This window comes from Photobacterium angustum (assembly GCF_003026365.1).
GTDB classification, from domain to species: Bacteria; Pseudomonadota; Gammaproteobacteria; order Enterobacterales; family Vibrionaceae; genus Photobacterium; species Photobacterium angustum.
In genome coordinates this window covers 21,758-33,454 of record NZ_PYOM01000030.1, presented here as the reverse complement: position 1 = coordinate 33,454, position 11,697 = coordinate 21,758, and the positions used below count along the sequence as shown (strand labels likewise).

Below are 11,697 nucleotides of genomic sequence, written 5' to 3'. Positions count from 1 at the left end.
AAACAAGTCAACGACTTTGCTAAAGAGTTCTTAAGTAAACATACGGTGAGAGTACTTCGCTAATCTTGTATAGCCCTTACATTCATTGCCTTAAACGCTCCCTCTAATGGGAGCGTTTTTTATCGGTAAAAACAATATACGTAAACGGTAACTTGAATATGTATCTACGATTTATCCAGAAAATTTGAGATTTTAGGCCAATTATTGCCCAACAGTAATTAGGTGTACCATTCTTTTTCCTATTTAAAAACTCAAAGATATCGCTAAGTTAAGGCCTTAAATGCATGAAAGTAAATATTACTACCCTATTATTAGTTTTCTCTTTTTTAGTCTTAAATGGATGCTCAAAAGCAACAACACCTCAACAAGCCGATATTGCTGTGTTTGAACAATTTTTATCAGAAAACCCGATATCAAGTATCAACCCTTCTATTGATATTGCGAGTATCTACCGGCCTGGTGATCCACTTTTTAAGGCCGTTTTAGGTATACAGCGAAAGCGCTTAGATATTGCAGAAAAAGAATTAACACCATTAGCGAAGAATAAACAACCAGAGGCTATGTTTTGGCTGGCAAAAGTAATTTATCGTTCAGGGATTAACGATAAAGCGAAAGCATACGATCTATTAAGAGTTTCGGCTGAAAGTTATCCCTATTCAGCAATGGCACTGTCTAGCAATGATGAGCAGTGTCAAATGTATTTTCCCAGTAAATGCAGTAAAGAATGGACGAAAAAAGCAAGAAACTTGTTTGCAGAACAAGCAAAAACAGGTGACGTTCGAGCAGTATATTACAGTACGATATTAAAACCAGATTTAACCCACGAGCAATATATTAATGCCATTATCAATGCAGCTAAAAATCATTATTATTATCCGCTTGTTGAATATTCGAATCTAATTATTAATGAGAAAAATCCTGACAAGGATATGGAAAACATAGCTGTAAAACTTCTTAACTATGCACGATACCAAAATTTTGTGCCAGCTATTGAGTCATTGATGGATTATGAGGGAAAATATGATCGTACTAATAGTAAATTGTTCAATCAGTTGATAGAACAAGGCATGACGGTTGGCTCAAATGCGGCTTGGAAAGGATATCAACTATATAGCTACAAAAGTTCTTCGCTATCTGACACACAGAAGTATATTTCTGCTAAAGCTACGAAGTATTTTAATGGTGATGATTTTACAATAAGTATTACTCATCCTCCTAAAGACAAAGAAGCTTTAATTTCAGCGAATAAAAAGGCTCAAGAAAAAGCTGATTCAGTGAAAAAAGTGATTTATATTGATGGTGCTCACCCGCGAGTATTTTATTAATTATCTACCCAATAATTAATATTATTTTTAAAGCACTTCCTAAATAATCAAGAAGTGCTTTTTATTAAATCACCTTTTTTACACCCACGCTTGATAAGTATCATGTACAACGATTTTAAGCATACCATTTCGTTTTTATATTTAAAAAATTCAAGATGTCTCTAAGTTAAGGCCTTAAATGCATGAAAGTAACTATTACTACCCTTCTATTAGTTTTCTCTTTTTTAGCCTTAACCGGTTGCTCAAAAGCAACAGAGCCACAACAGGCCGATATTGCTGTGTTTGAACAATTTTTATCAGAAAACCCGATATCAAGTATCAACCCTTCTATTGATATTGCGAGTATCTATCAGCCTAGTGATCCGCTTTTTGAAAGTGTTTTGTATATCCAACGTAACCTTTGGGCTGAGGCAAAGAAACAACTTGAACCTATGGCAAAGAACCAAAATCCTGACGCAAAATTTTGGTTAGCATCTATTACATGGGGAACGGGCATTAAAAACAACCCTATAGCTAAAAAGTTATATATGGAATCAGCGGAACAAGGTAACCCTTATGCAGCATTGTTTTTTTCGCCTAAAAACGATATTTGTCAAATGTACTATTCCAGTGAATGCAGTGAAAAATGGGTAGAGAAAGCACAAAAACTCTTTGCAGAACAAGCAAAAACAGGCAACGTTCGTGCCTTATATTACAGCACAATATTGAAACCAGATTTAACCCACGAGGAATATATTGATGCGGTTATTCAATCTGCAGAAAAGCATTATTACTACCCGCTTGTTGAATACTCTAATAATTTAAGAAAAGCAGAAGATTCCAATCAAGAAATGAAGGAACTCGCTATTGAGCTTCTCAATTATGCACGTTTTAATAACTTTGTTCCTGCTATTGAATCCTTAATGAAAATTGAGGGTAAACATAAAAGAATGAATGGTTCTATATATAAAGAATTAATGACACAAGGTATCTCTTTGGGTGCAAATTATGCCTGGAGAGGATATAGAATCTTAAGTATTGAAGATGACTCTTTATCTGAAAAAGAGAAATATATTGCAGCAAAAGCAACTGAGCTTTTTAATGGTGATGACTTTGCAATAAGCTTTACTCATCCACCTAAAGAAAAAGAAGCTTTGATTGCTGCGAATAATAAAGCACAAGAAAAAGCAGATTCGGTAAAAAGAGTGATTTATATTGATGGTGCTCACGTACCTGAAGGTTAATTATTTTTTAATTTTTGAGTGCTTCCTAAATGAAAAGGAAGCGCTTTTTTAATCAATGATTAAAGCAAATTATTGCTCAGTAATTTTTAGGTGTACTATTGTGCATTAAAATCAATCAGCTTCTCAGTCCGCTAAGTTAAGGTCTAAATGCATGAAAGTAACTATTAGTACACTATTATTAGTTTTCTCTTTTTTAGTCTTAAATGGATGCTCAAAAGCAACAGAGCCAAAAAAGGCCGATATTGCTGTGTTTGAACAATTTTTATCAGAAAATCCTATATCGTCAGTAAGTCCAACCGTTGAGATCGCAAGTATATACCAACAAGGTGACCCACTTTTTGAAGGAGTGTTGAATGTTCAGCGCAGGTTATGGGGAAAAGCTGAAAAAGCACTTCAACCTTTAGCCGATAAAAAAAATCCAGAAGCGATGTATTGGTTAGCCACCATTACCTACGGTTCGAGTATATATGAGACTCCGAAGGCCGGAAAAATGTTGATTGAAGCAGCAGAGTTAGGCAACCCCTATGCCGCTCTATTTTTTTCACCAGATAGCCGCTATTGTAATATGTATTTTAAAAATCAATGCAGTGAGAAGTGGGTAGAAAAAGCACAAAAACTGTTTGCAGAACAAGCAGAAAATGGCGACGTTCGAGCAGTATATTACAGCACAATATTGAAACCAGATTTAACCCACGAGCAATATATTAATGCCATTATCAATGCAGCTAAAAATCAATACTACTATCCGCTTGTTGAATACTCTAATAATTTAAGAAAAGCAGAAGATTCTAATCAAGAAATGAAGGAAATCGCTATTAAGCTTCTTAACTATGCAAGTTTTAATAACTTTGTTCCTGCTATTGAATCCTTAATGAAAATTGAGGGTAAACATAAAAGAATGAATGGTTCTTTATATAAAAAATTAATGAAGCAAGGCATTTCTTTGGGTTCAAACTATGCTTGGCGAGGATATAGAATCTTAAGTATTGAAGATGACTCTTTATCTGAGAAAAAGAAATATATTGCAGCAAAAGCAACTGAGCTCTTTAATGGTGATGACTTTGCAATAAGTTTCACCCAACCACCTAAAGAAAAAGATGCCTTAATTGCTGCGAATAAAAAAGCTCAAGAAAAGGTAGATAAGGTAAAAAAAGTAATCTTTATAGATGGTGCTCATTATCAAGTTCTTTATTAGCATTTAATTTAACTGTTTGAAAAGCGCTACATAACTATTTAAGTAGCGCTTTTTAATCACCTCTAGCAAATTATTGCCTAGTAATTTTTAGGTGTACAATTATGCATTAAAATCAATTAGCTTCTCAGTACGCTAAGTTAAGGCCTTAAATGCATGAAAGTAACTATTACTACCCTACTATTAGTTTTCTCTTTTTTAGTCTTAAATGGATGTTCAAAAGCAACAACACCTCAACAAGCTGATATTGCTGTATTTGAACAATTTTTATCAGAAAATCCGCTCTCAAGCATCAGCTCATCTATTGATGTAGCAAGTATATATATGCCTGGTGATCCACTGTTTGAAAGTGTTTTGTACATCCAACGTAATCTTTGGGCTGAGGCAAAGAAACAACTTGAGCCAATGGCAAAGAGCCAAAATCCTGACGCAAAATTTTGGTTAGCATCAATTACATGGGGAACGGGTATTAAAAACAACCCTATGGCTAAAAAGCTATATATGGAATCAGCTGAACAAGGCAACCCTTATGCAGCATTGTTTTTTTCGCCTAAAAACGATATTTGTCAAATGTACTATTCCAGTGAATGCAGTGAAAAATGGGTAGGTAAAGCACAAAAGCTCTTTGCTGAAAAAGCCAAAACAGGCGACGTTCGTGCAGTATATTACAGTACAACATTGAAACCTGACCTAACCCACGAGAAATATATTGATGCGGTTATTCAATCTGCTGAAAAGCATTACTACTACCCATTAGTAGAATATGCTAATAAGATTATCAATGAAGATAAACCAAATAAAAACATGGAAGCTATGGCTGTTGATCTTCTTAATTATGCGCGGTTTAATAACTTTGTACCAGCTATTGAATCATTGATGAGTTTTGAAGGTAAATATCAAAGAACCCAAAGTAAGTTATTTAAGGAGCTCATCGCACAGGGCATAAAAGTAGGTTCGAATAAATCTTGGACTGGTTTTAGGATTTATAGCCTTCATGATGATTCATTAACAGAAACACAAAAGTATATTGCAGCTAAAGCGACAGACTTATTTAATGGCGATGATTTTGGATTAAGTTTTACCCACCCACCAAAAGAAAAAGACGCCTTAATTGCTGCGAATAAAAAGGCTCAAGAAAAAGCTGATTCGGTAAAAAGAGTGATTTATATTGATGGTGCTCACGTGCCTGAAGGTTAATTATTTTTGAGCGCTTCCTAAATGAAAAGGAAGCGCTTTTTTAATCAATAATTAAAGCAAATTATTGCCCAGCAGTAATTAGGTGTACCATTCTTTTTTTTTATTCAAAAACTCAAAAATATCGCTAAGTTAAGGTCTTAACCAAGAAGTAAGTTTTATGCCCTTTCGGTGAATCTTCAATTTCACCATAGACTTTAAATCCCTGTTTTTCATAAAACGGTTTTGCTTGAAAATCTAACGTTTCAGTACGTATTTGAGTTAATTGTTTTTCTTTCGCGAACGCCACTAAATGTTCGATAAGTTCAGAGCCAACACCATGCCCACGAGTTTCTTCAGATAGCCAAAGTAACTCCAATACACAATAACTCCATACCACACTTGCTTGCAGCCCACCGACATATTCACCTTGATCATTCTGCGCCATAATCGCAAAACGTAAGCCTGATTCAAACTCTCCATCACTCGGTAAATACGGTGCGTTAAACGCACTAATACCATCACTTATCACTTGTAATTGATGCTCAGACGGCTGAACAGATACTTCAATTTTCAATGTTTGCTCCAATAGCGATAAACAAAATATTACCGCGAAAAAATTAGCATGAAAATTATCTTAATGCTTTGGGTTATCGGCTATTCTGCGACGTCGGTTAGAATCATTAGTAGCAAGTGTAAATACATTTTTAGTTTGAGCCGTTATTAAAGAAAATTGCTAATAAAAAAGCACTCAATTGAGTGCTTTTTTAATTAATGGTTTTTTTTTGCCTTAACTATCTTTTCCGCTAATTCGGCAAATCCATACCCCCCATTTTCTGTCGTAATAAATTGGGGGTGATGATTTAACTTAGGTAATAAAGCGCGGATATTATTAACACCAAATGTTAATGGCAACCATGCAAACATACCTTCATCATTTAAAGAATCGCCAACATAACTGATTTCAGTTAGATCAAGATTTTCATCTGGTGCAAATTGCGTTAAGTAAGCTTCACTCGTTTGTTGTTTACTATGATGACCGACCCAAGCATTAATATGAATTGAGCTTTGTGTTGCATGAACTTTCTGCCCTTCAATATCAAGATGCTTTATCTTTTCAAGAATGGTTTTCGTTACATCAGAAGGTAACGGCGCTCTATCTTGTGTAATATTGACGGCAACATCGCAAAACCGAAAAGGTTGATCAAGGCTCAAACTTACATCTGGATAATCAAGTAACAAACTTTCAATAGCATGGCTCAGTGTTTGTTGCTCTCTTTTCATCATCTCGTCATTACGAATATAGTGTGTCGTAAAACCTTGCTGATCTTTACGCATCCAAAACGCGCCATTTTCGCCAATAACACCATGCAAAGGCCATAACTTTGCCATTTGATCGCACCAACCTGCACAGGCTCCCGTTACAGCAATAACCTTAACACCAACGGCTTCGAGTTTACTTAACGCTTGTAACGTTTCTGGAGGTAACTTACCTTCCCAAGTTAACGTATCATCGACATCTGTCAGTAACCATTTCAGTTTTTTCAGCTGATGTACATCTACCTTGTCCAATGACTCAACCATTTACCACTCCAAGAATCACTTCTTCATTTTGTTTGAAGTGATCATAAGGTATGCGCTTAGAAGTGTCACAATCAAATAAATGGATATTTTCAGGTTTAATATTCACTCCCAAGGTATCACCCATTTCAATTGGGCTGTGCCCTTCTACTCGTAAAACGAGTTGTTGCGATTGGGGCTCTTGTGTCTGGCAATAAAGTAATAAGTCAGCCCCTAATGCTTCAATAAACTCGACTTCAACATTAAACCAAGGCTGATCATTATCGATTTGTAGATGTTCAGGACGAAGCCCAAGCTTCACTTTCTTTTGCTCTAAAGGTTTTGCTAATAGCGATTTTACAGAGCCATTTAGTTCGATACCTTGAGACGTCATATTCGCATCAAGAATGTTCATTGAGGGAGAACCAATGAATGTCGCAACAAATAAAGATGCTGGGTTGTCATAAATTTCTATCGGTGTCCCCACTTGCTCGACGTTACCTTTGTTCAACACCACTAACTTATCAGCCAGAGTCATTGCTTCTACCTGATCATGCGTAACGTATACAGATGTCGTACCAAGGCGACGTTGTAGCTTTTTGATTTCAAGGCGCATTTGAACACGTAACTTAGCGTCGAGATTTGATAATGGCTCATCAAAAAGGAACACTTTAGGGTGTCTTACAATAGCCCGACCCATAGCGACACGCTGACGCTGACCACCCGATAATTGATTAGGTTTGCGATCCAATAAATGATCAAGCTCTAACATGGTCGCCGCTTCATTGACTAAGCGTTCAATCTCGTGTTTTGGCGTTTTACGGTTACGTAAACCATAAGCCATATTATTAAATACCGTCATGTGCGGATATAAGGCATAGTTTTGAAAAACCATCGCAATATCACGCTCACCCGGCTCGAGATCGTTGACCCGTGTCGTATCTATGCTTAAATCACCTGATGATATTTCTTCAAGCCCTGCAATCATTCGAAGTAATGTTGATTTACCACAACCACTTGGACCAACTAATACCACCATTTCACCGTCTGAAATATCAAGGTTCAGTTCATGAATTGCTTTAAAACCATTAGGGTAAGATTTCGCAATTTTATTAAGCGTTAAAGTAGACATTTATTTCTCCGAATCAACTAGGCCTTTAACAAAGGCTTTTTGCATTGCTATAACGACAATGACTGGTGGTAGCATTGCGATAATCGTGGTTGCCATAATTTTGTTCCATTCAATGACACCATCAACCACTCCCGTCATTTGCTTGATCGCCATGACGATAGTGAAATAATGGGTATCCGTCGTGATCAATAACGGCCATAAATATTGGTTCCAACCGTAGATGAAAGTGATCACAAATAAGGCTGCGATATTGGTGCGTGATAATGGTAATAAAATATCGAAAAAGAATTTTATTGGACCTGCACCATCAATCCGTGCGGCTTCAACGAGTTCATTGGGAATCGTTAAAAAGAACTGCCTGAATAGGAACGTGGCTGTTGCACTGGCAATCAATGGAATGGTTAAACCTGAAAATGAATTCAACATCCCCAAATTACTGATCACCTCAAAAGTCGGCATAATACGCACTTCAACAGGCAACATCAGGGTGAAAAAGATCAACCAAAAAGCAATCATCCTGCCGCGGAAACGGAAAAAAACCACCGCATAAGCAGACATAATAGAGATTGTTAATTTACCCACAGTGATACATATCGCCATAATAAACGAGTTAAGTAATAGCCCATTTATGGATAAAGATTTATCGCTAAAAGCTGTATGCCCACTGAGTAAATCTTTAAAAATACTGAACCCAAGATCACCAAACCATAGAGGAGTACTTGTCGCGAAATCATGGTTCTCGTGTGTCGTTGCCACAACGGCTAACCATACTGGTAACGCGATAGAGATCACGCCAAGTATCAACAATAAATGACAACAAAAATTAAAAAGAGGTCTTCTTTCTACCATTAGTACGCTACCTTCTTTTCAACATACTTAAATTGAATAACCGTTAATAAAGCAACCAATATCATTAGGATCACTGACTGTGCCGCAGAGCCACCTAAATCTAATCCGATGAAGCCATCATTAAATACCTTGTAAACCAAGGTAGAGGTGCTGTTACTTGGCCCGCCTTGTGTCATCGCATGAATAATCGCGAAAGTATCAAAAAAGGCGTAGACAAAATTCACGACTAATAGGAAAAAGCTCGTTGGGGAGATCAGTGGGAAACTGATCGTTAAGAAGCGCTTAATCGGACCACTGCCGTCGATCGCTGCGGCTTCGTGCAATGATTTAGGGACAGATTGTAATGCCGCTAAGAAGAACAGAAAGTTATAACTGATCTGCTTCCAAGTCGAAGTAATGATCACCATCCACATCGCATGGCTGCCATTGAGTTTAGGGTTCCAATCTACGCCCAAGAAATGCAGCATATCGGTAAACACACCAATCGTTGGGTCAAACAAAAATAGCCACAATGAACCTGCAACAGCCGGTGCTACAGCGTAAGGCCAAATTAAGAATGTTCGATAGGCTAATGAACCACGGATAATTTGCTCGGCTAATGCCGATAATATTAATGCACAAACTAATGCTAATACGGCAACACTAATACTGAACTGGAGTGTCGTAAAAAAAGCATCTAAGTAATTAGGATCATGAAACAGGTTCATGAAGTTTTCGAAACCAACAAATTCTTGGCTCATACCAAAAGCATCTTCAAGTAGAGATGATTGATAAATCGCTTGTCCTGCTGGCCAAATAAAGAACACAAACGTGATCATAAGTTGTGGCGCAATAAGGAAAAACGGAAGCCATTTGTTTTTAAATACAACAGGGGATGACATACAAATACCAAAATAATACAGGCAAGGTGTATATCCCCCGCCCAAATTAGCGGGGGATGAATCTTAATCAAATATTTAAATTATGATTTTTGTGTTCTTTCAAAGCGACGAAGCTGCGCGTCACCTCGGCTTTTCGCATTATCTAATGCTTCTTTTGCCGAAATTTTACCCGCCCATACGGCTTCAAGTTCTTCATTAATAATGTCGCGCGTTTGTAAGAAGTTACCGAAGCGTAAACCTTTTGAATTAACCGTAGGTGTTGTTGATGTCATCTGCTTAACAGCAACATCTGTCCCCGGGTGAGTTTTGTAAAAGCCTTGCTTTTGGGTGAGTTCGTACGCTTTTTCTGTGATTGGTAAGTAACCAGAGAATTGGTGCCAATCAGCTTGAACCGCAGGGCTTGAAAGGTAGGTAAAGAACTTAGCAACACCTTTGTATTCTTCTTTTGAGTGTCCACGAAGTACCCATAACGACGCGCCACCTATAATCGTGTTTTGTGGTTTTTTAACTAATTCATCATCATAAGGTAATTGTGCAACACCGACATCTACCCCTTTCATATTCTCTTGAATACCAGCTAGACCCGCAGATGAGCCCATGGTCATCGCACACTCACCTGTATAGAAAAGCGGCATACCATCAGACTGACGTCCACCATATTTGAACAGACCTTCTTTAGCCCACTTACCCATCTGTTCAATATGTTTAACGAAAGGCGCATTATTAAAGGTAAATTTGGTATCTACACCATCAAAGCCATTATTGTTGGTTGCCATTGCAACATTGTTTCTTGCACCGAAGTTTTCGATTTGCGTCCATGACTGCCATGTTGTACTAAAGCCACATTTAGCACCTGAAGCAATCAGCTTGCGAGAATCTTCTTCTACTTGTTTCCATGTTTTGGGTGGAGAGGTAATCCCCGCTTTAGCAAACATCTCTTTGTTGTAATAAAGCACTGGGGTTGAACTGTTAAATGGCAAGGATAACATTTTGCCATCGTTAGTAGTGTAATAACCTGTTACAGCTGATAAATAATCGTTTTTGTTAAAAGGTTCTTTGGTATCAGCCATTAATTCATATACAGGATAAACCGCTTTCTTCGCTCCCATCATAGTGGCAGTGCCTACTTCGAAAACTTGTACAATGGCAGGCTGCTCTTTCGCTCTAAATGCAGCAATTGCACCTGTCATCGTTTCGGCATAAGTACCTTTAAAAACAGGTTTAATCTCGTATTCAGATTGGCTGGCATTAAAGTTATCGGCAATTTCATTCACCTTTTTACCTAATGCCCCACCCATAGCATGCCACCATTCAATTTCGGTCTTTGCTTGCACTTGTGTACTCATTAGCGCCGCTGTAACGGCAAGTCCTGCAATATGTTTAAAAGCCATTTTTATTCCTTGGAAACCATTTTTAACAAAAGCTGACGATTTAGTGGATGTTCACTTCTTGTGTTCCAACCACTCGTTTATTTTCAAGTGAACATTAGAAGCAAAAAGTGACATCTCTGTTACAGTTGCATGAAGTAAATAAGATTAAGACTTTCAAAGCAGATGTAATAAAATTTTCATCAAACACATGGATAGTTCATTTGAAAATAACTACAGATGGAAATGAAAATGAAAATTACAGCTCACCGTGGTTTTTCGAGCTTAGCCCCTGAAAACACCCTTGCAGCGATGAAAGAAGCAATTAACTATGGCTGTGAGTGGATTGAAATTGACGTTCAATTAAGTGCTGATCACGTTCCTATGGTAATACACGACAAGACAGTAAATCGTTGCAGTAACGGCAAAGGGGAAGTGAGAAACTTATCAAAAACAGAACTAAAACAGCTAGATGCTGGCTCTTGGTTTAGCGATGATTTTAAGGGGGAAAGCATACCGACATTAGAAGAAGTATTACAGCTAACAAGTGAAGCTAAGGTGGCGTTAAATATAGAATTAAAAATTCACGCAGGAGACTGTATTCATTTGCTATGTGAAAAAGTGGCTGAAGTGATTAATAAGCTAAATATTGAACCTGAGTTGATGCTTTTCTCTAGTTTTGACCAATCAGCGCTATTAGCTATAAAGCAGCATCTTCCTCACGTTAGAAGAGGTCAATTGTGGGAAACGATCCCAAATAATCACGCTGATGTTTTGATAGAGCTAGACGCTTTTAGTGTTCATTGTAATTATCGTTATTTAACAGAAGAAAAAGCAAAAGCAGTAAAACATTTAGGTTATCAGCTTTACTGTTACACCCCGAACCAACCGGAACTTGTTGAAGATCACTGGCTATGGGGAGTTGATATGATGATCACCGATACGCCAAACCGTTACCTAGCATAAAAATAATCAAATAGAGGATGGCAACATAT

The 11,697-nt window shown here is 37.3% G+C and carries 11 protein-coding genes; 5 read left to right on the top strand and 6 right to left on the bottom strand.

Annotation, left to right across the window (positions count from 1 at the left end; all coding sequences use genetic code 11):
* Nucleotides 1-284: 284 nt before the first annotated feature.
* The 4 genes from CTN01_RS21840 (at nucleotide 285) to CTN01_RS21825 (ending at nucleotide 4,937) form a co-directional block, all read left to right on the top strand.
* On the top strand, nucleotides 285-1,325 hold the full coding sequence (locus CTN01_RS21840) for a hypothetical protein (protein WP_107342214.1): 1,041 nt from the start codon (nucleotides 285-287) through the stop codon (nucleotides 1,323-1,325).
* A gap of 182 nt (nucleotides 1,326-1,507) precedes the next feature.
* Nucleotides 1,508-2,548, top strand: coding sequence for an SEL1-like repeat protein (locus CTN01_RS21835; RefSeq protein WP_045150199.1), 1,041 nt, complete (start codon nucleotides 1,508-1,510; stop codon nucleotides 2,546-2,548).
* 151 nt (nucleotides 2,549-2,699) lie between these two features.
* On the top strand, nucleotides 2,700-3,743 hold the full coding sequence (locus tag CTN01_RS21830) for an SEL1-like repeat protein (RefSeq protein WP_107342213.1): 1,044 nt from the start codon (nucleotides 2,700-2,702) through the stop codon (nucleotides 3,741-3,743).
* Between the two features lie 153 nt (nucleotides 3,744-3,896).
* Nucleotides 3,897-4,937, top strand: a complete 1,041-nt coding sequence (locus tag CTN01_RS21825) for an SEL1-like repeat protein (RefSeq protein WP_045150200.1) — start codon at nucleotides 3,897-3,899, stop codon at nucleotides 4,935-4,937.
* Nucleotides 4,938-5,061: 124 nt separating this feature from the next.
* Here CTN01_RS21825 and CTN01_RS21820 read toward each other — a convergent pair whose 3' ends face one another.
* From CTN01_RS21820 to ugpB, 6 genes are all read right to left on the bottom strand, one after another.
* Nucleotides 5,062-5,490: a GNAT family N-acetyltransferase gene (locus CTN01_RS21820; RefSeq protein ID WP_045150201.1), complete on the bottom strand. Its 429-nt coding sequence runs from the start codon at nucleotides 5,488-5,490 to the stop codon at nucleotides 5,062-5,064.
* Nucleotides 5,491-5,684: 194 nt separating this feature from the next.
* Entirely contained in the window at nucleotides 5,685-6,497 is an 813-nt protein-coding gene (locus tag CTN01_RS21815) for an HAD-IIB family hydrolase (protein ID WP_045150202.1), read from the bottom strand.
* The gene (locus CTN01_RS21810) at nucleotides 6,490-7,605 is read right to left on the bottom strand and encodes a sn-glycerol-3-phosphate import ATP-binding protein UgpC (RefSeq protein ID WP_045150203.1); all 1,116 of its coding nucleotides are present in this window, start codon (nucleotides 7,603-7,605) and stop codon (nucleotides 6,490-6,492) included. Before CTN01_RS21810 ends, CTN01_RS21815 begins: the two co-directional genes overlap by 8 nt.
* Complete coding sequence (ugpE, locus tag CTN01_RS21805) at nucleotides 7,606-8,454, bottom strand: sn-glycerol-3-phosphate ABC transporter permease UgpE (protein WP_045082376.1); 849 nt, start codon at nucleotides 8,452-8,454, stop codon at nucleotides 7,606-7,608.
* Complete coding sequence (gene ugpA, locus CTN01_RS21800; RefSeq protein WP_045150204.1) at nucleotides 8,454-9,335, bottom strand: sn-glycerol-3-phosphate ABC transporter permease UgpA; 882 nt, start codon at nucleotides 9,333-9,335, stop codon at nucleotides 8,454-8,456. The genes ugpE and ugpA overlap by 1 nt, the downstream gene beginning before the upstream one ends.
* 80 nt (nucleotides 9,336-9,415) lie before the next feature.
* Complete coding sequence (gene ugpB / locus CTN01_RS21795; RefSeq protein WP_045186452.1) at nucleotides 9,416-10,726, bottom strand: sn-glycerol-3-phosphate ABC transporter substrate-binding protein UgpB; 1,311 nt, start codon at nucleotides 10,724-10,726, stop codon at nucleotides 9,416-9,418.
* A gap of 228 nt (nucleotides 10,727-10,954) precedes the next feature.
* On the opposite strand from ugpB, the gene CTN01_RS21790 reads away from it, so the two are divergent.
* Nucleotides 10,955-11,668, top strand: coding sequence for a glycerophosphoryl diester phosphodiesterase (locus tag CTN01_RS21790; protein ID WP_045150205.1), 714 nt, complete (start codon nucleotides 10,955-10,957; stop codon nucleotides 11,666-11,668).
* The last annotated feature ends 29 nt before the right edge of the window (nucleotides 11,669-11,697 follow it).

Bases quoted from the DNA above. Each gene is read 5' to 3' on its own strand.
- CTN01_RS21840 (WP_107342214.1), top strand. From the start codon at position 285: ATGAAAGTAAATATTACTACCCTATTATTAGTTTTCTCTTTTTTAGTC.
- CTN01_RS21835 (WP_045150199.1), top strand. From the start codon at position 1,508: ATGAAAGTAACTATTACTACCCTTCTATTAGTTTTCTCTTTTTTAGCC.
- CTN01_RS21830 (WP_107342213.1), top strand. From the start codon at position 2,700: ATGAAAGTAACTATTAGTACACTATTATTAGTTTTCTCTTTTTTAGTC.
- CTN01_RS21825 (WP_045150200.1), top strand. From the start codon at position 3,897: ATGAAAGTAACTATTACTACCCTACTATTAGTTTTCTCTTTTTTAGTC.
- CTN01_RS21815 (WP_045150202.1), bottom strand. From the start codon at position 6,497: ATGGTTGAGTCATTGGACAAGGTAGATGTACATCAGCTGAAAAAACTG.
- CTN01_RS21810 (WP_045150203.1), bottom strand. From the start codon at position 7,605: ATGTCTACTTTAACGCTTAATAAAATTGCGAAATCTTACCCTAATGGT.
- ugpE (WP_045082376.1), bottom strand. From the start codon at position 8,454: ATGGTAGAAAGAAGACCTCTTTTTAATTTTTGTTGTCATTTATTGTTG.
- ugpA (WP_045150204.1), bottom strand. From the start codon at position 9,335: ATGTCATCCCCTGTTGTATTTAAAAACAAATGGCTTCCGTTTTTCCTT.
- ugpB (WP_045186452.1), bottom strand. From the start codon at position 10,726: ATGGCTTTTAAACATATTGCAGGACTTGCCGTTACAGCGGCGCTAATG.
- CTN01_RS21790 (WP_045150205.1), top strand. From the start codon at position 10,955: ATGAAAATTACAGCTCACCGTGGTTTTTCGAGCTTAGCCCCTGAAAAC.